Here is a 21,796-nt window from a genome sequence, read left to right on the forward strand (position 1 = left end):
AGAGGGGAAAATGGAGGCACTCATCGAGCTCAGAGGAGTAACCAAAAAATACCCCCTCGGGGAGCGCAGCGAGGTAACCGTGCTGGAGGATATCTCCCTCGCCGTGCGGCAGGGGGAGTTTCTGGGTATCCTGGGACCTTCCGGTTCGGGCAAGTCCACCCTTTTGCGCATGATGGCTGGGCTGGTCAAGCCCACTTCGGGAGAGGTGCTGTACAAAGGTCGGCCGCTGGACGGGGTGAATCCCGGGGTAGCTATGGTCTTCCAAACTTTTGCCCTTTACCCCTGGCTTACCGTGCTGGAAAACGTGGCCCTGCCACTTCTGGTGCGCGGTTACCCTTGGGAGACCTGCCGAGAAAAGGCCCTGCAGATTATCGACATGGTGGGGCTTGACGGCTTTGAAAGTGCTTATCCTAAAGAGCTCTCCGGCGGTATGCGCCAGAGGGTAGGAGTGGCGCGAGCTTTGATAGCCGAACCGGACGTCCTCCTAATGGACGAACCCTTTTCGGCCTTAGATGTCCTCACGGCGGAGAACCTGCGACGCGACCTTTTAAAGCTCTGGTTGGAAGAGAAAATACCCACCAAAGCTATAGTTCTGGTCACCCACAACATCGAAGAAGCGGTTTATCTCTGCGACCGCATCCTAGTTCTGTCACGCGATCCAGGGCGCATTATAGCTGAGGTAGCGGTGAACCTGCCTCATTGGCGGGAGCGGAAAAACCCCCGCTTCACTGCCCTGGTGGACGAAATTTACACCATCCTCACCCGCCGCAAGATACCAGCAGCTCCTCCGGCTCCACCGGCTCCCCGAAGGTTGCCCGTGGCGCGGGTAGGTGCTGTGACCGGTCTGGTGGAATATCTTCTGGAAGTGGGTGGCAGGGCCGACCTTTACGCCTTAGGCGAAAAGTTCGCCATGGATCTGGAAGACCTTCTTCCCATAGTGGAGGCAGCGGAAATAACGGGTCTGGTGCGTGTGCAGGAGGGCGATATCGAGCTCACCTCCGCCGGCAGGCGCTTCGCCGCCGCCCCCCTGCTCGAGCGCAAGGAGATCTTCCGCGAGCAAATCCTGCAAAACGTCCGGCGCATCCGCTGGATAGTCTCGGTGCTCTCTTCCAAAGCTAACCGCCGCATGCCCCGGGAGTTCTTCTTGAGCGTGCTGGAACAGCACTTCAGCCCCGAAGAAGCCCGGATCCAGCTCGACATTCTTATCGACTGGGGGCGCTACGCCGAACTTTTCGGTTACGACGAAGATTCCCGTTGCCTCTATTTGGAAGAAGGAGAGACGGTCGGCTAAAAAGAATTTTTTCTTTGCAGAACCGATTCCCGGGAGTACAATTAACCTGAGGAGCTGGGGGAATTGAAAGGGGGTGAAGACCATGTTCCGCGGTTTGTTCGAGCCCGCGCATTTACTGCTTATCCTGGTGGTGGTCTTACTTATCTTCGGTCCAAGCAAGCTTCCTGAGATAGGCCGAGCTTTCGGGCGGACTTTGAAAGAGTTCCGCAGCGCTTCCGCCGGCACCTTCGACGAGACGGAGGAGAAGATTTCCTCTCCCAAAGCAGAAGCCCAGGTTATAGCCCAGGCTTGTGAGGCCAGCAAAACTTCGGAAACCAAGCATTAAAAATCGAAGGGGGAACCCTTCCGAGCACCAGAAGGATTCCCCCTAGTTCCGCTTTTTCTACTTCCACATGTGCGCTACGATGGCGGCCGCCATCTCGCTGGTGCGGGCACTACCTCCCAAGTCGTAGGTTAGGGTCTTCCCTTCTTGCAGCACGCCGATAACTCCGCGCATCACCCTTTCCGCCGCTTCTATCTCTCCCAGATGCTTGAGCATCATCACGCCGGAGAGGATGGTGGCCAAGGGGTTGACCTTGTCCTGGCCGGCGTGCTTGGGGGCGCTGCCGTGCACCGGCTCAAAGACCGCCGCTTCGTCGCCGATGTTGGCCCCCGGCGCCACCCCTAGCCCCCCTACGAGACCCGCTGCCAGGTCAGAGATTATGTCGCCGTAAAGGTTGAGGGTCACTATCACGTCGTAGTTCTCCGGCGACTGAACCAGCTTCATGCACATGGCATCCACAATCATTTCTTCAAAGACAATATCGGGGTATTCGGCCGCCACCTCCCGGGCGCATTCCAGGAAAAGCCCGTCGGTGAGCTTCATGATGTTGGCCTTGTGAACCGCCGTTACCTTCTTTCTCCCCTCCCGGCGGGCCAACTCGAACGCGAAGCGCACAATGCGGGTGGAAGCCTCGCGGGTCACGATCTTTATGCTCTCGGCGGCGTTTTTCCCCACGCGGTGCTCGATCCCGGCGTAAAGGTCTTCAGTGTTCTCCCGCACCACGATTAAATCCACGTGATCAAAGCGGGTTTTGATTCCCGGAAGGGTCTTGGCCGGACGGACGCAGGCATAAAGGTCGAGCTTTTGCCGCAAGGTCACGTTGACGCTGCGGAAGCCGTGACCTACAGGGGTGGTGAGGGGACCCTTCAGAGCCACCCGGTTGCGCCTTATGGAGTCCAGCACATGTTCCGGAAGAGGAGTGCCGTACTCCGGGATGACCTTCTCCCCCGCCTCGACTACTTCCCATTCGATCTCCGCCCCGGAAGCATCCAGGACTTGCCGGGCTGCCGCCGTGATCTCCGGACCTATGCCATCACCCGGAATGAGAGTTACCCGGTGCGCCAAGCCAGCCTCACACTCCTTCCAGCTTGAATCCGCCGTGCTTCTGGAAGTGGGCTATTAAGCCTCCGTCTTCCAGGATCCTGAGCATAACCGGGGGAAGGGGCTTTATCGGTATGGAGACCCCTTTGGTAAGGTTCTCCACCACTCCCCGAGCCAGATCGACCTCCAGCTCATCCCCGGCCTCTATCTGGTCGGTATCGCACTCCACCACCGGAAGCCCGGTATTGATGGCGTTGCGGAAGAAGATGCGGGCAAAAGACTTGGCCAAAACCGCGCCTATGCGCGCGTGCTTTATGACCAGCGGTGCTTGTTCCCGAGAGGAGCCGCAGCCGAAGTTCCAGCCGGCCACGATAAAGTCCCCCGGCCGGATTTTGTGGTAAAAGTCGGGATCCAAGTCCTCCATGACATGCCGGGCCAGTTCGTCCATGTCCAGAGTTTTGAATTTATACTTCCCTGAGATTATGTAGTCGGTGTTGATGTCGTCGCCGAACTTGTGAGCCCTTCCGCGCAGAACTTGCACCCTTCTCACCTACTTCAAGAATGGTCGGGGATCGGTGATTTCTCCCGCTATGGCCGAGGCCGCCACGGTGGCCGGAGAAGCTAGGTAGATTTCCGCCTTGGCGTTCCCCATGCGCCCTTTAAAGTTGCGGTTAGCGGTGGAAACTACCACCTCGCCATCCGCCGGCACGCCGTTGTGGGTTCCTACGCAGGGACCGCAACCGGGTGTAACCACCGCCGCACCCGCCTCCACCAGGGTAGCCAAGATGCCCTCCCGCATAGCCTGCAGGTAGACTTTGCGCGAGGCCGGTGCTACCACCAGGCGCACCCTGGGATGTATTTTCCTGCCCGCCAGTATTTGCGCCGCTACGCGCAAATCCTCCAGGCGACCATTGGTACAGGTCCCTATGAAAGCTTGGTCGATTTTGGTTCCCGCCACCTTCTCGACGGGAGAAACATTGTCCACTCGGTGGGGACAGGCCACCTGAGGAGATATAGAGGTGAGGTCGAACTCGACCACTTTGGCGTAAACGGCGTCAGGATCGGAAGAGAAAGCGGTAAACTCCCCGCCTCCGTGCTCCCTCAGCCACTCCCAGGTCTTCTCGTCCACCTCCATGAGCCCCACTTTGGCTCCCATTTCCACCGCCATATTGGCCACCGTGAAGCGCCCTTCCATGGAGAGCTCCTTAATGGCACTTCCCGTGTACTCCACCGCTTTATAGGTGGCTCCGTCGGCGGTAAACCTTCCTATGAGGTAAAGTATAAGGTCCTTGGCGAAGACCCCGGGAGGCAAAGGACCGTGGCATACGACCTTTATGGTCTCTGGCACTTTAAACCAGAGGCGGCCGGAAATGAGGGCCGCCGCCAGGTCGGTAGAGCCCACGCCCGTGGCGAAGGCTCCCAGAGCGCCATAGGTACAGGTGTGTGAGTCCGCCCCTACCACCACGCACCCGGGGCCTACCCGGCCGCTCTCCACCATGACCTGGTGGCAAACGCCATCCCCTACGTCGTAAAGGTGGCAGCCGTGCTCCCAGGCGAACTCCCGCATCATCTTGTGTAGATTGGAGATGCTTTCGGTGGGGCTGGGGGCGCTGTGGTCGATAACCAGGTTAACCCTTTTAGGGTCGAAAGGGTTTTTTCCTCCCATTTGCCGGAAGACCTGGATGGCCAAAGGCGCCGTGCCATCTTGAGCCATCACTTGGTCGACCCTGGCCACCACGATCTCTCCTGCCTGGACCTGCCGCCCCGCCGCCTGTGAGAGAATCTTCTCGGCTATGGTCTGGCCCAAAGTTTTTGCTTACCTCCTTTTTCCAAACAGTTCTTCATACAGGCTAACCAGTTCTTTGTCGAAAAGGGGGCGCTTGAGGGACACAGCTGCCTTGCGCACCTCCGGTAGCAGAAGCTCAGCCTCGTGTTTGCTCAGGGAGATTCCATACTCGGCAAATTTGGCCCGCAGAGCAGCAGTCCCGGAGTGCTTCCCTATCACTATCTGGCGGGTAAGCCCCACTTCTTCCGGCTGGAAGGCTTCGTAGGTCTTGGGGTTTTTCAGCGCCCCATCGGCGTGGATACCCGACTCATGAGCGAACATGTTGGAACCCACGATGGGCTTCCAGGCGGGCAGTTCGCGGTGGGCAGCGCGAGAGACGTACTCGGCTATCTCCCGGAAAAGCTCAGTCTTGAAGCCCAGATCTACCCCGAAGATATGTTTGAGGGCCATCACCACCTCTTCCAGAGCGGCGTTGCCCGCCCGCTCCCCCAGACCACAGACCGTGACCCCCACCCAGTCAGCTCCGGCCAGCACCCCAGCCAGGGCGTTGGCGGTAGCCATACCAAAGTCGTTGTGGGTGTGCATCTCGATGGGAAGTCCCACTTCATCTATAAGCTTTTTGATGTTCTCGTAAGTGGTGAAGGGATCGAGTACCCCTACGGTGTCGCAGTAGCGTAACCGGTCGGCTCCCGCCTCCTTGGCCGCCCGGGCAAAAGTGATGAGAAATTCCATGTCGCTGCGGGAGGCATCCTCGGCGTTTACCGAAACATAAAGTCCGTGCTTTTTGGCGAAGTGCACCGCCTCTACCATTTTCTCGATAACCCACTCGCGCGTGGCCCTCAGCTTGTGCTCGATGTGAATATCTGAGGTAGAAATGGAAATGGCCACCGCGTCCACGCCGCAGGCCAAAGAAGCCTCCAGGTCCTTGATGACCGGCCGGTTCCAGCCCATGATGCTGGCCTTAAGCCCCGCCCGGCAGATTTGTTTGATGGCTTCGGCCTCGTCTCCTCCCATGACCGGAATGCCCGCTTCTATCTGGTGCACCCCTATTTCGTCGAGCATTTTGGCGATACGCAGCTTCTCCAGGTTGGAGAAGACCACACCCGCCGTCTGCTCCCCGTCCCGCAGGGTAGTGTCCACTATCTTTATGCTCCGCCCTTTAAGCTCTTCCCGCAAATCAATGCCACCCCCAACCCTCGGTTTTACTTTACCGTTTATAAGCCTTTATAAAAGCCTCGATGGAACGGTCGTAGGTCTTCTCCACTTCGGGCGGGAAGAAGCAGCCCGGGATCTCTCCCCGTTCCCGGTGATAGGCCACACACTCACAACACAATCCCTTCTTCTCACAATAAGGGTAGGTGCAGGTGCACATTTTGAGGTTACGTTCTTTGCGGCACTCCAACTTCAGCTCACCTCACTCACGGCTGAGTTCTTCCTTGAGCAGCTGATTCACCAGGCCCGGATTGGCCCGCCCCCGGGTGGCCTTCATCACCTGGCCCACCAGGAAAGAGAGAGCCTTCTCCTTCCCTCCTTTATAGTCCGCCACCACCTTGGGGTTGGCCGCAATCACTTCCCGCACCACCTGGCGAATGGTTTCCTCGTCGGTAATCTGCGTGAGTCCCTTCTCTTTGACTATACTCTCTGCGTCCTTGCCGGTGGCAAACATTTCCTCAAAAATATCCTTAGCTATCTTACCGCTTATGATCCCCGCATCCATAAGCTTCAGGAGTTGGGCTAAAGCCTGCGGCTTCACCGGCGAAGCAGTTATAGAAATACCGGCGGCGTTAAGACAACGGGCCAACTCTACCATCACCCAGTTCGCTACCTGGCGCGGCTGGGGATAGAACTTCAAGGTTTCTTCGAAGTAATCGGCTACCTCCGGCGTGGCCGTGAGAACGGTAGCAGCGTTCTCCGGCAGGCCGTACTCTTCGATGAAGCGGCGGCGCTTGGCGTCCGGCAGCTCCGGCAGCGCCTTCCGCAAGGACTCCACCCACTCCGCGTCGATCACCAGGGGAGGAAGATCGGGCTCGGGGAAGTAGCGGTAGTCGTGCGCCTCCTCCTTGCTGCGCATGGAAAAGGTTACGCCTCTCTCCTCGTCCCAGCCCCGGGTCTCCTGCACTATTTTTTCCCCCCGCTCAAGGCAGGCTACGTGCCGCTCAATCTCGTAGGCCAAAGCCCGGCTCAGGGAGCGGAAGGAGTTCACGTTTTTGATCTCCGTCTTTACCCCTAAGACGTCGCTGCCGGCGGGACGCACCGAGATGTTGGCGTCCACTCTGAGCGAGCCCTCCTCCATCTTGCAGTCGGAAACGCCTAGATAAAGCATTATCTGCCTCAACTTCTCGGCATAGGCTCGCGCCTCCTCGGGGGAGCGGAGATCGGGAGCAGAAACGATCTCTATGAGAGGTACTCCTGCCCGGTTGTAATCTACCAGTGCGTAAGAGCTACTCCCGGACTGCACGTGGACCAGCTTGCCAGCGTCCTCCTCCAGATGCAGCCGGACGATTCCCACCCGCTTGGGACCGGAAGGGGTATCTATCTCCAGGTAGCCGTTCTGGGCCAGCGGCAGATCGAACTGAGAAATCTGGTAGTTTTTGGGAAGGTCCGGGTAGAAATAGTTCTTCCGGTCGAACTTGCAGTAAGGAGTTATTTCGCAGTTAAGAGCCAGGGCAGCCATTATGGCGTACTCCACCGCCCGCCGGTTAAGCACTGGCAAGGTGCCGGGTAGCCCCAGACATACCGGGCACACGTGGGTGTTGGGTTCGGCCCCGAAGGCTGCCCGGCAGCTGCAGAAGATCTTGCTCTCCGTCTTCAGCTCCACATGTATTTCCAGTCCGATTACCGCTTCGTATTTCACGCTATCACCTCCAGCGGGGGGCGCCAAGAAGGAAAGCCCACCACCTGCTCCAGAGCGTAGGCTACCTGGAAGAGCTTGTCCTCCCTCAGAGGTGGGGCAATGAACTGCACCCCTACCGGTAAGTGACCGACTTTCCCCGCCGGCACCGAGATAGCGGGTAGGCCCGCCAAGTTAACAGCCAAGGTGCATATATCGGAAAAGTACATGGCTAAGGGATCGGCAAGCTTCTCTCCCATCCGGAAAGCCGGCGTAGGAGTAGTCGGGGTGAGGAGACAGTCGAAGTGGGCGAAAGCTTTGTCGAAGTCGCGCTTGATGAGAGTCCGTACTTTGAGTGCTTTCAAGTAGTAGGCTTCGTAGTAGCCCGCCGAGAGGGCGTAGGTTCCCAGCATGATGCGCCGCTTAACCTCTGGACCAAAACCCTCCTTGCGGGTGAGCGCCATGGAATCCTTGGCCTCTTCTGCCGGAACCCGCAGGCCATAGCGCACTCCGTCGTAGCGGGCCAGGTTGGAAGAAGCCTCGGCAGTGGCTACCAGATAGTAAGCAGGCAGGGCGTACCTGGTGTGGGGAAGGGAAGTGTAGTCCACCTGCGCTCCTAGGTCCGTCAGTTTGGCCGCTACCTCCCCCACCACCGCTCCGATTTCCGGCGCGACACCTTCCCCCAGGTATTCGGAGGGAATTCCTATCCTCATCCCTTTGAGATCCGAAGCAAGGCTTGACCGGTAATCCGGTATTTCGCCCGGGATGGAGGTGGCATCGCGAGGATCGTGCCCAGCGATAACTTGAAGGACCAAAGCACAGTCCTCCACGCATCGGGTGATAGGGCCTATCTGGTCGAGCGAAGAAGCAAAGGCCACCAGCCCGTAGCGGGACACCCGGCCGTAAGTAGGCTTGAGCCCCACTACGCCGCAGAAAGCGGCCGGCTGGCGAATGGAACCTCCCGTGTCCGATCCCAGCGCCACCGGAACTTCTCCGGCGGCCACGGCCGCCGCCGACCCCCCACTTGAACCCCCCGGCACGCGGGAAAGATCCCAGGGATTGGTGGTGGGATGGAAGGCCGAGTTTTCCGTAGAAGAGCCCATGGCGAACTCGTCCAAGTTGGTCTTGCCCACAATGATGGCCCCTGCCTCTCTAAGCCGCCTGACCACCGTAGCGTCGTAAGGAGGGTAAAAGTTGGCCAAGATCTTGGAGGCGCAGGTGGTGGGGAAACCGGAAAGGCAGAGGTTGTCTTTAAGGGCCACCGGCACTCCCGCCAGGGGCCCCATCTCTTCCCCACGAGCCAAGGCCTGATCGAGTCGTTCGGCCTGGCTCAAAGCTTCCTCCTCACAAAGAGTCAGGAAAGCCCTGACCTTGGGCTCCACCTGCTTTATCCGCTCCAAGAAAACAGTGACTATTTCTTTGGCCGAAATCTCCCTGCGGCAGAAGCGCTCACGCAGAACGTGAGCTGGTAGGAAGCATATGTCCTCCACTCCTCAACCCCCTCCGCCAAACATCCTAGACTACTCGGGAAACCCGGAAGAAGCGCTCCTCCCGGTCAGGCGCCCGGGAAAGGACTTCCTCCACTTCTAAGTGCTCTTCTACCTCGTCTTCCCGCCACACGTTCTTGAGCGGTACCACGTGCACCAGGGGAGGTACGTCATCGGTGGGAAGTTCCTGCAAGATGTTCACATATTCGATAATTTCTCTCAATTGCTGGGCAAAAAGCTCTTTTTCTTCCTCGCTAAGCTCCAGGCGGGCTAAGGCGGCTACGTGTTCTACTTCCGACCGGGAAAGCACGCTTTTTCACCCCCAAACTTGAAGGAGATTATATCAGATGGCTTAGCTTCGGAACAAGCTAGCTTTCTAGGCCCAGCAGCCGCTTAAACTCCTCTTCGTTCAGCATCTTTATCCCCAGCTCCCGAGCCCGGTCGTATTTGGAACCGGGGTTCTCTCCCACCACCACGTAGTCGGTGCGCCGACTCACGCTGGAAGCCACCCTTCCTCCCAGGCGCTCAATCAAAGCTTTGGCCTCTTCCCGGGTGAAACTTTTAAGCGCCCCCGTGAGCACAAAGACTTTACCCTTAAGCGGACCCTCCTTCTGCATCTCTTCGCCAGTCTCCAGCCTCACCCCCGCCTCCCTCAGCCGCTCGATCACCTCTAGGTTGCGGGGCTCGGCGAAGAAGGCGCGCACGCTGGCGGCGATCTTCGGCCCTATTTCCGGAATGGCGGTGAGCTCTTCCTCTGTGGCCCGGGCCAAGCGATCGATGCTTCCAAAGTGTTCCGCCAGGAGCTTGGCCGCCCTCTCCCCCACATGCCTTATGCCCAGGCCGAAGATCAGCCGGTGGAGTTCCCGGCCCTTACTCTCCTCAATCTCCCGGAGGAGATTGGCCGTGGACTTGGGCCCCATTCGCTCCAGGCGTAAAAGGTCTTCCCGGCGCAGGAAATAGATGTCGGCCACGCTTTTCACCAGGCCCCGGTCCACCAACTGCTCCACCAGCACCTTGCCCAGACCCCGGATGTCCATGGCGTTACGCGAGGCGAAGTGGAAGATGCTCTCTTTAAGCCGAGCCGGGCAGGATATGTTGGGGCAGCGGACGGCCACTTCCCCTTTTTCCCTTATAGTCTTGGCCCCGCAGACCGGGCAGTGGTCGGGCATGCGAAAGATCTGCTCCTCGCCCGTGCGCCTCTCCGGCAGGGAGCGAACCACCTCAGGGATGACGTCTCCCGCTTTGTGTACCACGATGTAGTCCCCTACCCGGATGTCCTTTTCCCGGATGAGGTCCTCGTTGTGCAGGGTGGCGCGGGAAACCGTGGTGCCCGCTATCTGCACCGGGTCGAAGACCGCCACCGGGGTCAAGACCCCCGTCCTCCCCACGCTTATTTCAATCCGCCTCAGCTTGGTCACCGCCTCCTCCGGCGGGAACTTGAAGGCCACCGCCCAGCGCGGGCTCTTCATGGTAGCCCCTAAGCGCGCCTGCTGCTCCAACGAGTTGACCTTCACCACCATGCCGTCGATCACATAAGGAAGGTCAAAGCGCCTGTTCTGCCAGGACAAGACGTAGTCTATGACCTCGTCGATGCTGGAGAAGAGGCGCCGGTGCTCGTTCACCCTAAAACCCTGTTCCGCCAGCCAGTCGAGCACCTCCCAATGGGTGGAGAAGGATATCCCCTCGTAGTACCCTATCCCGTAGGCGAAGAAGTCGAGCTTCCGCCCCGCTGTCACCCGGGGATCGAGTTGCCTGATGCTGCCGGCGGCCGCGTTGCGGGGATTGGCAAACGGCGGCTCTCCCTCCTCTTCCCGCCGCTCGTTGAGCTTGACAAAGGCTTCTTTGGGCATAAAAGCCTCTCCCCGCACTTCGACGAGGGGGGGAGCATCTTTGAGAAAACGCAGGGGTATGCTCCGGATGGTGCGCAGGTTGGGCGTAACGTCTTCTCCCACCTCTCCGTCCCCGCGGGTGGCTCCCTGGACAAACTCGCCGTTACGGTAAAGGAGGGAAACGGCCAGCCCGTCTATCTTGGGCTCCACCACATACTCCACCTTCTCGCCCGGCAGAGCTTCTTTCACCCGTCGGTCGAAGTCGCGCAGGTCCCCGGGTTCAAAAGCATTGGCTAGGCTCAGCATGGGTACCAGGTGGCGTACCGTGGGGAAACCCTCGCGGGGTGCCCCTCCTACCCGCTGGGTAGGGGAGTTAGGAGTAATGAACTCGGGAAAGGCTTCTTCTAAAGCCATAAGCTCCAGCATCAAGCGGTCGTACTCGGCGTCAGAGATCACCGGAGAGTCGAGCACATAGTAGCGGTAGTCGTGGTAGGCTATCTCCCGCCGCAACTCCTCTATACGCCGCTTGGCCTCTTCCCTGGAAAGCCGACGGGCCATCTCCCGGAATTTTTCCCTCTCTTCCACCCTTATCACCTCCAGAAAAGTTTGAAGGATCACACCAAGAGCTGGGCCACTCCCCTTATAAGCCAGGCCGCGGGAACGAAAAGGAGCTGGGCCAGAAGGGTGCCCAGGAAGCGGGTAAGGGCTAAGTAGGCCACCATCTGCCGCACGTCCTTCTCCTCCCGTCTGCCCTGTAAGGCTTGGTCAGTGATCACTGCGGCGGTAGGATCCACCACCGTGGCCAAAAGGACGGTGGCCAGGCCGTTTACTATGGGGGAAAGGAGGGTAGCGGTGGTGCGGTAGTGGGGAAAGAGGGCGCCGGCGTAGAGGGCCGAGAGTACCCCGGTGGTATAGATACCGCTTATGAAAATGTTTAGCAGAAGAAAACCCTTGGGCAGCCCTAGTCTTTGCCCCATCACTCGGCGCAAGGAACTGGGAGAGGCAGGACGCAGCGTTTTGAGCGCCCCCCAGAAGCGCCGGGGTGTCAGAGCCAAGAGGAAGAGGCGGGGAACCGAGCCCACCTCCTCGAAGAGTAAGATGGTGCGGGCGAAGAGGCGAACGAAAGGAGGAAGCAAAAGGCCACCGATCACGGTCCCCACCGTAGCCGCCAGAATAACCAGCCTTATTTTGTACTCCAGGATGCCCAGCTCCTGCCGGTAAGCGGGCATCTGCAGTAGGATATCGTCGGGCAGGTGGCTACCCAGAATAGTCAACCCGCGGTTGATAGTATGCTCCACCAGCGAAGAGAGAAGGGGGGCCTGGATGGTGTTGGCCGTGCTGGCGATGAGAAAGATGATGTTGAAAAGAGAGTAAGCGGTAGCCAGCCGACCCGTCTTCACCCCTGCCCACCGGGCGCTGTAAATCAAGGTGTTGATGAGGTGGATGAGTACGGTGAGGAAAAGCACCAGAATAAAGCTAATGGTCATTCCTCTGCCAACCTCTCTAGAGGAGCATAGGCTAAGAGTAAGGTTTTGGTTCCCACCGAGGAAAAGTTTACCGTGACCTGCCTTTCCTCTCCTCTGCCCTTCACCTCCACCACCGTGCCCTCACCCCACTTGCGGTGGCGCACCCGATCCCCCGGCTCCAAATCCTCCCCTACCTGCCCGGAACAGGCGGGCACTGGCGGTGGCGAATAAAGCTCGTAAAGCCCGGCGGGTATTTCTCGGAGGAACCGGGAGGGAGGGTTGGCCCTCACCTCCCCATAAAGTCGCCTTTCTTGGCTGCGGACAAGATACAGGCGCTCCTGGGCGCGGGTTATTCCCACGTAACAAAGCCTTCTCTCCTCTTCTAACGCTGCTCTGTCCCCTAGGCAGCGAGCGTGAGGAAAGAGCCCTTCCTCCATACCTACCAGAAAGACCACCGGAAACTCCAGCCCCTTGGCGCTGTGCAGCGTCATGAGGACCACGGCGTCAGTCTCCGGGTCATGCCTGTCCACCTCGGAAAAGAGGGCTATCGAGGCCAGGAAGTCCGGAAGATTCCCCCCGACCTCCATATCGAACTCCCAGGCTACCGAGAGAAGTTCCTGCAGGTTCTCCAGTCGGGCCAGGGCTTCCGGCGTTCCTTCCTTAAGAAGATGGGTCCGGTAACCGGTACGGGACAAAATCTCTTCTACCAAGGGCTTGACCGGACCCATCGCCCGGCCCCGCAGCTCAGAAAGCAGCTCCCCCAGTTCCCGCATGGCCACCTTTACCCTGCGCGGCAGACCGGGAATATCCTCCGCTCGAAGCAGGGCCAGCGCCGGCGGCAACTCCTGCGAGGAGGCAAAGTTCAACAACCGGTTGTAGTACCCTTCGCCTACCCCTCGCGGGGGCACGTTGATCACCCGCTTGAGGCTTAAAGCGTCAGCGGGATTGACCACCAGCCGCAGGTAGGCCAGGACGTCCTTTATCTCCTTACGGGCGTAGAATTGCGTCCCGCCCACAATGAAGTAGGGTATGCCCGCTACCAGGAAAACCTCCTCTAAAATGCGCGACTGGGCATTGGTGCGGTAAAGGACGGCAAAGTCCCGCCAAGAATAACCGTGGCTTGCCCGCAGCTGCTTTATGGTCTCGGCCACGAAATTAGCTTCTCCAACTTCGTCTGCCGCCACGTAAAGCACCGGGAGCGCGCCCCCCGGCTTCACCGGGCGCAGGATCTTCTCCTTACGAAGCTGGTTGTACTTGATAATCTCATCGGCCAAGGCCAGGATGGGAGCAGTGGAACGGTAATTTTTCTCCAGCTTGATCACCCTCGCCTCGGGATAGTCGCGCTCGAAGGAAAGAATATTGCGGATGTCCGCGCCCCGCCAGCCATAAATAGCTTGGTCGGGGTCGCCCACCACGGTGATGTTGCGGTGTCCCTGAGCCAAGAGGTTTAGCCAGACGTACTGGGCGTGGTTGGTGTCCTGGTACTCGTCCACCAGGATGTAGCGGAAGCGCCGCTGCCAGCGGGCCAGTACTTCCGGGTGCTCGCGGAAAAGGCGCACCGCTTCGACCAGCAGATCGTCAAAATCAAGAGCATTGTACTGCCGCAACTTCTGCTGGTAGAGGGCGAAGATCTTGGCCACTTTCTCCTCGTAGATACTCCGGGCCCTTTCCGCCATCATCTCCGGCGTGACCAGCCAGTTTTTGGCCCAGGATATGGCCCCGATAATTCCGGCAGGAGGAAAACGTTGCTCATCCAAGTCGAGCTCGCGCAAACACTCCTTCATCAAAGCCCGGCGGTCATCCTCATCGTAGATGGCAAAATCGCGGTCGCGCCCTAGATGGTGGATCTCCTGGCGCAAAAGCCGGGCGCAGGCAGCATGGAAGGTCATCACCCACAGATCTTCCGCCTCCCGGGGCAAAAGACTGGTGACGCGCGCCCGCATCTCTTCCGCCGCTTTATTGGTGAAAGTAAGGGCCAAGATGGCCTCCGGCGGCACACCCCGGTAGGTAATGAGATAGGCAATGCGGTAGGTAAGGACTCTGGTCTTACCGCTGCCGGCTCCGGCCAGGACCAGAAGAGGCCCTTCCCCGTGTTCTACCGCTGCTCGCTGCTCCGGATTGAGTTGTTCGAGCCAGTCCATGGCGCTATTGCTCCCTGCGCTTCAAGTCTCCCTTTCCAATTTTACATGAAAGAATTTTCTTCACGCAGCGGGTTGCCTCGAAAATCTGTTCGGGTTATAATAGTAACGAACATATGCTCTATTCCTTGCCCGGAGGGAGGGGAAAATATGCCGTGGGGTTTCGGCTTTGGACGCCGCTGGGGTGGCGGCTGGGGGGCTGGCTGGGGCCGCGGCTGGGGCTGGTGGGGAGGCTGGCGCTGCCGCTTCTTCCCCTGGCTTCCGCGCCGCTGGTGGGCTATGCCCGGCTGGGGAGCAGGGCAGGTCCCTCCCACCCCTTGGGCCGGTACGCCGGCGGAGGCAGAATTCTTAAGGCAGGAAGCTAACTTCCTGCGCCAGCAGCTACAGGCCATCGAGCAGCGCCTGCAGGAACTGGAGAGGCGGCAACAGCAGCAAGGATAACTTAAAAAAGGGGGCTGTCGAGTGCAGCCCCCTTTCAACTTTAGAGCAGGCTTAAAGCACGCCTCCAAACCTCTCGCATAGCCTCGGCCACCGGTCCTTCAGTCACCGGCCGGCGGTGAGTCAAAGCCTTCACCACTTCGCGGGCGAAGGGAATCCGGCCCAGAAACTCTACCCCTTCCTCGCGGCAGAACTTTTCGATCTTATCAGCCATTTCTTCGTCTAAAGAGGCCTTGTTGAGGCAGACGGCCAGCGGAATCCCAAAGTGGCGGGTAAGGGACAGCAGCCTCTCCAGATCGTGCTTCCCGGCCGCCGTAGGCTCGGTCACCGCTAGCACCAAGCTGGCTCCGGAAACCGAGGCTATCACCGGGCAGCCTATGCCCGGCGGGCCGTCCACCACCAAGAGCCTGTCCCCCTGCCGGGCTATCTCCCGCGCCACCTCTTTCACCCGGGCCACCAGTTTGCCGGAAGCCTCCTGGGCAATGCCGAGCTCTGCCCAGACGAAGGGTCCGTAAGGGGTGCTCCCCCGGTAGAGGTGGCCACTTAAAACCGGCTCCATGGTTATGGCCCTTTCCGGGCAGCCATGAAAGCAAACGCCACAGCCTTCACAGTTGAGTTCGTCCACTTCCCCGTAATAAATGGCGTCGAAACGGCAAAGCTGGGTGCAAACCCCGCAGCGGGTGCACTTATTCTGATCCACTACTGGCTGCTGAGAACCGTAGAAAGGCTCCTCGTACTCTTTTACCGGGTTGAGGATGAGGTGAAGGTTGGAAGCGTCGACGTCGGCATCGGCCAAGACCGCTCTCCGGCCCAAAGTGGCAAATACCCCTGTCAAAGTAGTCTTGCCCGTTCCTCCTTTGCCACTCAGCACCACGATCTCCTTCAAGCCCTCACTCCTTCCCTCTTAAGCCTCTGCCAGAGGTCAGAGAAGGCTTGGCGCCACCGGGGCAAGCGGGTAACGAAGGGTACGCCGACGGCAAAAGAGCGAGCTATTACCGGATCAAAGGGAATCTTTAGCAAAATAGGAATACCCTCTTGGTGGCAGTACTCTTCTACTTCTTCGTCCCCCAGGTCGGCCCGGTTGATGATTACCCCGGCGGGAACCTTCAATACTTTGAGCATTTCTACTAAGAGGCGGAGGTCGTGCTGCCCGAAAGGAGTGGGCTCGGTGACCACCAAGCAGAAGTCAGCTCCTTTTACTGCCTGGATAACGGGACAGGAGGTTCCCGGCGGGCAATCGATAATGGTGTTCGGTCCTTGCTTCTCGCGCAGCTTCTTTATCACGGGAACGGCTAAAGCCTCTCCTACCGACATTTTCCCCTGGATAAAGCGGACCTTGCCGGCCCGCCCCTCCTGTAGTACCCCTATCACGCGCTCTCCCTCGGTTAAGGCTTTTTCCGGGCAGAAGTAAATGCAGCCGCCGCAGGCGTGGCACATCTTGTCGAATATCAAAACCTCGCGCCCAATAAGGGCTAGGGCGTGGTAGGCACACACTTCCACGCACTTACCGCAGCCAGTACACCGCTCGCGGTGAAAAACCGGTACCAGCAAGGGTACCGGTGTCTCCTTCTCGATCTCCGGTCGAAGCAAGAGGTGGGCGTTAGGCTCCTCCACATCGCTGTCAAGCAAAGTGACTTCTTCTTCTGCTGCCAGGGCCAGGTTGACAGCTACCGTGGTCTTCCCTACCCCACCCTTCCCGCTGGCTACGGCCACAATCACGAGGAGTGACCCCCACAGCGCCCGCCGCAGCCGCCGTGAGTACCTTTCTGCCCGTGGTCACAAAGGGAAGGACCGGGAACAAGCCGGTTGTCACAAAACGCCTGGATGACCTCCTCTACCGCGCCCTGAACTCCCAAAATGGTAGTAATGCCGTGGGCCTGGAATAGTTCTTGCGCCCGGGGCCCCATGCCTCCGGCTATCACGTGGGTTATCCCCATCTGGGAAAAGTAGGCGGGTAAGAACCCCGGTTTGTGTCCTGGATTGGGGACGAACTCCGTACGCTTCACCTTACCATCTTCGATTTCAGCTATCAGAAAAGAAGGCGCGTGACCGAAGTGCGCCGCTACCCGGTCGCCTTCCACTGCCAAGAGCACCTTCATAAACTTACCACCCCCCACGACCTTGTCCACCGCCACGGCCTCCACCCCAGCCACCGCCGCCACGGCCTCCGCCGCCACCACGTCCCCATCCCCAGCCGCCAGGACCTCCGCCCCAGCCACCGCCGGCGTGAGGGGGCGCGGTAGCGCCACTGGCCAGAGGGAGCTTCCCCTGGCGAAAAGCCTCTATCGCTTCTTGCACCGTGCCTCCCGCTCCCACGTAGCATTTGATGCCCGCCGCCGCGAGTACCTGAAAGGCGTTGGGACCCAAATTGCCGGTGATCACCGCACTGACTCCTTGGGCGACTATGGTCTGGGCCGCCTGAATGCCGGCCCCGCCTCCCGCGGCTTGCGCTGGGTTAGGCACGGCGTAGTAGGTACCGCTGTCGGTGTCGTAAATGACGAAATAGGGGCAGCGCCCAAAGCGGGGGTCTACCGGGGCTTCTGGCCCCTGCCCGGTTGCCGATACGGCTACCTTCATTTTGTTCCTCCTCCCAAACTTGGGTTTAGCTTAAGCATACCTCCATTATGGGCATATGTCAACTACTTCTTTCCCCGGTGGCGCTGCATGATCCCGGCCGCGAGCCCGGTCAGGAAAGCATCGATAGCCGTCATCAGGTAGACGTTTACGGGGCGGTGCGGAGGAGCATAGAGTAGGAGATCTACGCCAAAGGACACCCCTGCATAGTCCAGGTAGTCGCGTAGCTCAGCAGATGTTGGAAGCCTCTCTTCCCGCCCCAGCCTCGTACCGAACAGAAAAGCGAAGATTCCGATGGCGTCGAGTAATCCTTCATGTATTCCCCTGGGTAAAGTCTTCCCCTCCTGATGCCGGTTAAACAATCGGCCTACCCCCCTTGGCCGGAAAATATTTCCTCAAAGCCATTACTATGCCGGATGCACTCCTGGCGCAACTTCCTTCAGGAGGTTAATCATCCTGTCGGCGCGGCGGCGCCAGGAAAAACTCTCCGCTGCCCGGCGTGCCCTATCAGCCTTCTCCGGTGTCCACTCGCGTAAAGCCTTGTCTACCAGTTTTATAAACTCTTCCCGCCCCCGAGCCACATAGACTAACCCGGCGAAGCGCCTGACGGCCGGCAGATCGGTGGCCACCACCGGCTTTCCGGTAGCCAGATACTCATAGAGCTTCAGGGGATCACAGGCTAGAGAGTGGGGGAGGTAGTTGCGGGGAAGCAGCAGGAGATCGAGTTGGTGCAGAAGATGAGGAACTTTTTCGTAAGGCTGAGGGCCGAGGAAAACGACCCGGGGGTGCCGCTTCAAAGCCTCCCATAAATCGGCAGGCACGGTATCTTCTACCACCGGCCCCGCCAGCAACACCTGCCCGTGGCTAAGACTGTTGGCCAAGTCCAAAAGAAGCCGGTAATCTATCCAGTCGGTCAAAGTGCCAACGAAGCCCAGAATGGGTCTCTCCAGCGAGGCGAGCTCTGGCCAAGGCTCCTCGTAAGCGGGGCAGGGAGCGAACCTTTCCACCTCTACCCCGTTGGGCAGGTAGTGCGCCTTTATCCCGAACTCTACCCGCAGGTGCTCCACCAGCGGCTCGGAAACCGCCGTCACCAGGGTAGCCCGACCCACCAGGTAAATGAAGGTTTCTTTCAAGCGGTGCTTCTCCTTAACGCGAGGGAAGTTCAGATTGTCGTCCAAAACATCTAAGATGAAGTAGGAAGGTTTGAGGCGCCTGACCAGTTCCGCTCCCAAGAGGAGTGCTCCCGAGGGAATGTAAAAAAGGGTTTGCTTCCTCCACTGTGGCCCCAGCAAGCGCTTGAGGGGAAAGGCCAGGGTGAGGAGGGAGTACTGGAGCTTTGCGCGGCCCGCGGGGCCGGAAAGAGGAAGTACCCCCAGCGGAGGGATGCCGATCCAGACCTCTCCCTCCCGGTAAAAGCGCCAAGAGAGGTGAAGCCCCTGCCTCATGGCCAGCGCCTGTCGGCCGGAAAGGGGAGGGTTGAGGAAAAGCTTGCGGGCAAAACCGGCGAGATTTAAGGTCATGAAGCGGGCGGTGTCCATGACGGTCTTCTCTTCCCAAGTATAAGGCGGCAAAGCCAGGGAAACGAGAAACTTAAAAATGGAGCCTCACCTCCCCCTAAGTGGCAGAGAGCCATTGCTGTTGCCTCACCATTCTACCATCGCTACAGACAAATAAAAACCCCGGGCAATGATGCCCGGGGTGTAAAGAGCAGGGGCGCGAAAGCCTAGCGGGTGGTTTCGGCTTCGGGAGCGGTCTCCCGCTCCTCCTTCTTCTCCTTCTGCTTCAACTCTTTACCGCCCTTTTCCTCGTCCTGGCCCCTGTCCTGAGCGAGAACCTGGCCGTTGCCGGCATCCACCTTCACATCCACTACCTCGTTGCCGTTCTTGATCTCGACGCTGTACACCAGGTTACCGTTCTCGTTGTCCAGCGAGACACCGGTCACCTGACCAGGAACAGCCTTGAGGGCCGCAGCCTTGGCCTCGTCGGGAGTTATCTTGGCCAGCTTGGCCAGATACTGAGCCTCGGCCTGCTCGTTATCTTGCTGCAACTCGTTCACCCGGATACTGGCCGCGTAAGAAGGTTGCTGCTCCTCTACCTGGACATTCTGCTTGGACTCCACCATCGCCGACTGGGCCACTACCGGAGCAGTCCCAGCCGCAGCCCTTGCCTTGGCCAGTCCCGCTCCCGCTCCGGTCACTGCACCAACTGCAAACAACCCAGCCGCCAGATAACCCAGACACTTTTTGCTCCAATCCTTCATGACCTCTCCCTCCATGATTAATTAAAATTCGGTGGCGAACCCACTTCGGGAAACGGGGGGCTTGGGTACCGCTCCCTCTACACTAGCCTCACCTCCCTTCCCCACCGCCAGTTTAGCCCTTCGTCCTTAGAGGACAATTAAAGGAAAATTAGAATTTGCTTAGAATTACCACCGCCTCCGACCAAGCGGGTTTATAATCGAAGAGAGCGGGAGGGATAACCGGTGGAGCAGGGAACCAAAAAGGCGCGCATCCTAGTGGTGGAAGACGACCGGAGCCTGGCGCGTTTTTTAGAGCTGGAATTGGGACATGAGGGATACGCCGTAGAAACGGTGGGGGACGGCTACCGGGCGTTGGTCCGAGCGACGGAAGAAGACTGGGATCTCATCCTTCTAGACATAATGCTCCCGGGAATGGACGGTTTCTCGGTGTGCCGCCGGATAAGGGAGAGGTCTTCGGTTCCGATAATCATGCTCACCGCCCGCGACGCCGTGAACGACCGCGTCCAGGGGTTGGATGCGGGGGCCGATGACTACCTCTGTAAACCCTTCGCCACCGAGGAACTCCTGGCCCGGATAAGGGCCAGACTGAGGCGGCAAAAGGAAGACGGTCCGGAGAGCGACAAAGTGGTGGTAGGCGATCTGGAGATCTGCCCCAAGACCCGGACGGTCACGCGCGGTGGCCAAAAGATCCATCTCACCAAGCGCGAGTTCGATCTCCTTCATTATCTGGCGGTAAATGCCGGAGTGGTCTTGGACCGGGAAACCATCCTCAACCGGGTATGGGGGTTTGACTACTTTGGCAACACCAACGTAGTAGACGTTTATATTCGCTACCTGCGGGCCAAAATAGACGACCCCTTCCCGAAAAAGCTCATACACACGGTGCGCGGTGTGGGCTATGTGCTCCGGGAGGAAGAAAAATGAAAATTACCTGGCGCTTGACCCTCTGGTACACCATAGCTCTGGTATTGGTCCTGGCGGTGATTCTGGCAGCCGTTTTCTTCGGTATGAAGCATCTGCTGGTAAATCAAGCCGAGCAGGAAGTCGTTGACGCCGTGGGTAGGATCGAAGCTCTGGCCGGTACTTCCGAGGGAGGAAACGGTAGCCACGTCCATATCGACCTCGACGATCCTGAGCTTACCCAAGTGGCTGGCAGCCCCGTGCTCTGGGTGCAGATAACCGGGCCCGACGGAGTGGTGCAGCGCTCGCGCTCTCTGGGCCAGGCGACCTTACCCTCCTACGTGGGTCCCCCTGTAGAACGGCAAATCTTCGGAGAACAGGTCATCCTTTACGGCCGGAAACTCCCCTGGGGCTCGGTACAGGTGGCACGGCCTCTGACCCAAGAGTACCGCTTTCTTTTCAGCCTCCTGCGCCTTTCCCTGCTGCTGGAGGGGGTGGGACTCGGCTTGGCCGCCCTGGGAGGCTTAGTACTCACCCGCCTGGCGCTAGAGCCGATCAGCACCCTGACCCGGACCATGTTGAGCATAGGTCCGGAAGATCTGAACAGGCGGGTAGAGTTGCCTGGACCCAAGGACGAGCTTCGCGCCTTGGCTCAAGCTTTCAACCACATGTTGGACCAGTTGGAAGAAGGCTTTCGCAAACAAAAGGAGTTCATGGCGGCCGTTTCGCACGACCTCCGCACCCCTTTGACCGTGATAAAGAGCTATGCCGGTCTTATCTACCGCTGGGGCAAAGAAGATCCCCAAGTGGTGGCCGAAGCAGCTGCTGCCATCAACCGAGCAGCGGGGCTCATGGAGCGCTTGGTAAACGACCTTCTGCTCCTCATGCGGATCCAATCACCGGCGGGGCTGCGCCAGGAGGAGATAGCTCTAGATGAACTGGTAAATGAAATAGTAAGCGACGCCGCAATAATAGCGGAAGGGGTCACCGTGGTTAAAAAAGAATTTCCCCGCGTGCGCGTGAGAGGAGACCGGGACTACTTGCGCCGAGCTATTTGGGCCTTGGTGGACAACGCCATCAAGTACAACCGCCCCGGAGGGCGGGTGATGGTTTCCCTCGCTGTGGTCGGTGAGGAAGCGAGGCTTGAAGTAGCGGACACAGGGGTGGGCATACCGCCCACGGAGATAAACCGGATTTTTGACTGCTTCTATCGTTTGGACTCGGCGCGGGAGCAGGGCAAGGGCTTCGGTATCGGCCTTTGCTTGGCCAAAAGCATTGCAGAAGCCCATGGCGGGCGTATAGAGGTGAAGAGCGAACTCGGCCAGGGAAGTACCTTTACTCTGATACTCCCCTCGGCGCCAAGCCCTTAGGCTCCTGCCTTGCTGTCACCTGGCGCCTATGCCATAATAATTTTCTAGCTGAGAGGTAAAAAAA

At 59.0% G+C, this 21,796-nt stretch carries 23 protein-coding genes; 5 read left to right on the forward strand and 18 right to left on the reverse strand.

Going from position 1 to position 21,796, the window contains the following annotated elements; genetic code table 11:
- The first annotated feature begins 10 nt into the window (after nt 1-10).
- Nucleotides 11-1,291, forward strand: coding sequence for an ABC transporter ATP-binding protein (locus DXX99_RS04065; RefSeq protein ID WP_115792236.1), 1,281 nt, complete (start codon nt 11-13; stop codon nt 1,289-1,291).
- A gap of 82 nt (nt 1,292-1,373) precedes the next feature.
- Nucleotides 1,374-1,616: a twin-arginine translocase TatA/TatE family subunit gene (tatA, locus tag DXX99_RS04070; RefSeq protein WP_115792237.1), complete on the forward strand. Its 243-nt coding sequence runs from the start codon at nt 1,374-1,376 to the stop codon at nt 1,614-1,616.
- Nucleotides 1,617-1,673: 57 nt separating this feature from the next.
- On the opposite strand, the gene DXX99_RS04075 is transcribed toward tatA, so the two are convergent.
- From DXX99_RS04075 to DXX99_RS04125, 11 genes are read right to left on the reverse strand one after another with little or no spacing between them, the layout of a single operon-like run.
- Entirely contained in the window at nt 1,674-2,678 is a 1,005-nt protein-coding gene (locus tag DXX99_RS04075; RefSeq protein ID WP_115792238.1) for an isocitrate/isopropylmalate dehydrogenase family protein, read from the reverse strand.
- A gap of 7 nt (nt 2,679-2,685) precedes the next feature.
- Nucleotides 2,686-3,186, reverse strand: coding sequence for a 3-isopropylmalate dehydratase small subunit (locus tag DXX99_RS04080; RefSeq protein WP_115792307.1), 501 nt, complete (start codon nt 3,184-3,186; stop codon nt 2,686-2,688).
- 18 nt (nt 3,187-3,204) lie between these two features.
- Nucleotides 3,205-4,461, reverse strand: coding sequence for a 3-isopropylmalate dehydratase large subunit (locus tag DXX99_RS04085; RefSeq protein ID WP_115792239.1), 1,257 nt, complete (start codon nt 4,459-4,461; stop codon nt 3,205-3,207).
- 9 nt (nt 4,462-4,470) lie between these two features.
- Nucleotides 4,471-5,616, reverse strand: a complete 1,146-nt coding sequence (gene nifV / locus DXX99_RS04090; protein WP_115792240.1) for a homocitrate synthase — start codon at nt 5,614-5,616, stop codon at nt 4,471-4,473.
- A 31-nt stretch (nt 5,617-5,647) separates the two neighbouring features.
- Complete coding sequence (locus DXX99_RS04095; protein WP_115792241.1) at nt 5,648-5,842, reverse strand: DUF6485 family protein; 195 nt, start codon at nt 5,840-5,842, stop codon at nt 5,648-5,650.
- 12 nt (nt 5,843-5,854) lie between these two features.
- On the reverse strand, nt 5,855-7,294 hold the full coding sequence (gene gatB / locus DXX99_RS04100) for an Asp-tRNA(Asn)/Glu-tRNA(Gln) amidotransferase subunit GatB (RefSeq protein ID WP_115792242.1): 1,440 nt from the start codon (nt 7,292-7,294) through the stop codon (nt 5,855-5,857).
- Nucleotides 7,291-8,760 carry an Asp-tRNA(Asn)/Glu-tRNA(Gln) amidotransferase subunit GatA gene (gatA, locus tag DXX99_RS04105; protein ID WP_115792243.1) on the reverse strand — a complete coding sequence of 490 codons (1,470 nt, stop codon included), beginning with the start codon at nt 8,758-8,760 and terminating at the stop codon, nt 7,291-7,293. The genes gatB and gatA overlap by 4 nt, the downstream gene beginning before the upstream one ends.
- Nucleotides 8,761-8,785: 25 nt before the next feature.
- Nucleotides 8,786-9,067, reverse strand: coding sequence for an Asp-tRNA(Asn)/Glu-tRNA(Gln) amidotransferase subunit GatC (gene gatC, locus DXX99_RS04110; protein WP_115792244.1), 282 nt, complete (start codon nt 9,065-9,067; stop codon nt 8,786-8,788).
- A 58-nt stretch (nt 9,068-9,125) separates the two neighbouring features.
- Nucleotides 9,126-11,144, reverse strand: a complete 2,019-nt coding sequence (gene ligA / locus DXX99_RS04115; protein WP_115792308.1) for an NAD-dependent DNA ligase LigA — start codon at nt 11,142-11,144, stop codon at nt 9,126-9,128.
- 56 nt (nt 11,145-11,200) lie between these two features.
- Complete coding sequence (locus DXX99_RS04120) at nt 11,201-12,073, reverse strand: lipid II flippase Amj family protein (protein ID WP_115792245.1); 873 nt, start codon at nt 12,071-12,073, stop codon at nt 11,201-11,203.
- Nucleotides 12,070-14,193 carry an ATP-dependent helicase gene (locus DXX99_RS04125; protein WP_115792246.1) on the reverse strand — a complete coding sequence of 708 codons (2,124 nt, stop codon included), beginning with the start codon at nt 14,191-14,193 and terminating at the stop codon, nt 12,070-12,072. Before DXX99_RS04125 ends, DXX99_RS04120 begins: the two co-directional genes overlap by 4 nt.
- Nucleotides 14,194-14,340: 147 nt before the next feature.
- Here DXX99_RS04125 and DXX99_RS04130 point away from each other — a divergent pair, with 147 nt between their 5' ends.
- Nucleotides 14,341-14,631 (forward strand): DUF5320 family protein, encoded by a 291-nt coding sequence (locus tag DXX99_RS04130; protein WP_115792247.1) that lies wholly within the window; start codon nt 14,341-14,343, stop codon nt 14,629-14,631.
- A 40-nt stretch (nt 14,632-14,671) separates the two neighbouring features.
- On the opposite strand, the gene DXX99_RS04135 is transcribed toward DXX99_RS04130, so the two are convergent.
- The 7 genes from DXX99_RS04135 to DXX99_RS04165 form a co-directional block, all read right to left on the reverse strand.
- The gene (locus DXX99_RS04135; RefSeq protein WP_115792248.1) at nt 14,672-15,514 is read right to left on the reverse strand and encodes an ATP-binding protein; all 843 of its coding nucleotides are present in this window, start codon (nt 15,512-15,514) and stop codon (nt 14,672-14,674) included.
- Nucleotides 15,511-16,347 carry an ATP-binding protein gene (locus tag DXX99_RS04140; protein ID WP_115792249.1) on the reverse strand — a complete coding sequence of 279 codons (837 nt, stop codon included), beginning with the start codon at nt 16,345-16,347 and terminating at the stop codon, nt 15,511-15,513. The genes DXX99_RS04135 and DXX99_RS04140 overlap by 4 nt, the downstream gene beginning before the upstream one ends.
- A complete protein-coding gene (locus DXX99_RS04145) occupies nt 16,344-16,727 on the reverse strand; it encodes a NifB/NifX family molybdenum-iron cluster-binding protein (RefSeq protein WP_115792309.1) in 384 nt (127 codons plus the stop codon). The genes DXX99_RS04140 and DXX99_RS04145 overlap by 4 nt, the downstream gene beginning before the upstream one ends.
- A 4-nt stretch (nt 16,728-16,731) precedes the next feature.
- Complete coding sequence (locus DXX99_RS04150) at nt 16,732-17,205, reverse strand: NifB/NifX family molybdenum-iron cluster-binding protein (RefSeq protein WP_115792250.1); 474 nt, start codon at nt 17,203-17,205, stop codon at nt 16,732-16,734.
- A 62-nt stretch (nt 17,206-17,267) separates the two neighbouring features.
- Nucleotides 17,268-17,564, reverse strand: a complete 297-nt coding sequence (locus tag DXX99_RS04155) for a hypothetical protein (RefSeq protein WP_115792251.1) — start codon at nt 17,562-17,564, stop codon at nt 17,268-17,270.
- A 45-nt stretch (nt 17,565-17,609) separates the two neighbouring features.
- Nucleotides 17,610-18,740 carry a glycosyltransferase gene (locus DXX99_RS04160; RefSeq protein WP_115792252.1) on the reverse strand — a complete coding sequence of 377 codons (1,131 nt, stop codon included), beginning with the start codon at nt 18,738-18,740 and terminating at the stop codon, nt 17,610-17,612.
- A 185-nt stretch (nt 18,741-18,925) separates the two neighbouring features.
- A complete protein-coding gene (locus tag DXX99_RS04165) occupies nt 18,926-19,462 on the reverse strand; it encodes a PepSY domain-containing protein (RefSeq protein ID WP_115792253.1) in 537 nt (178 codons plus the stop codon).
- Nucleotides 19,463-19,684: 222 nt separating this feature from the next.
- On the opposite strand from DXX99_RS04165, the gene DXX99_RS04170 reads away from it, so the two are divergent.
- Both DXX99_RS04170 and DXX99_RS04175 read left to right on the forward strand, forming a co-directional pair.
- Nucleotides 19,685-20,386, forward strand: coding sequence for a response regulator transcription factor (locus DXX99_RS04170; RefSeq protein ID WP_115792254.1), 702 nt, complete (start codon nt 19,685-19,687; stop codon nt 20,384-20,386).
- A complete protein-coding gene (locus DXX99_RS04175) occupies nt 20,383-21,732 on the forward strand; it encodes a HAMP domain-containing sensor histidine kinase (protein ID WP_115792255.1) in 1,350 nt (449 codons plus the stop codon). The genes DXX99_RS04170 and DXX99_RS04175 overlap by 4 nt, the downstream gene beginning before the upstream one ends.
- Nucleotides 21,733-21,796: the final 64 nt, after the last annotated feature.

It is taken from the genome of Ammonifex thiophilus (genome assembly GCF_003368535.1).
GTDB lineage: Bacteria > Bacillota > Desulfotomaculia > Desulfotomaculales > Ammonificaceae > Ammonifex > Ammonifex thiophilus.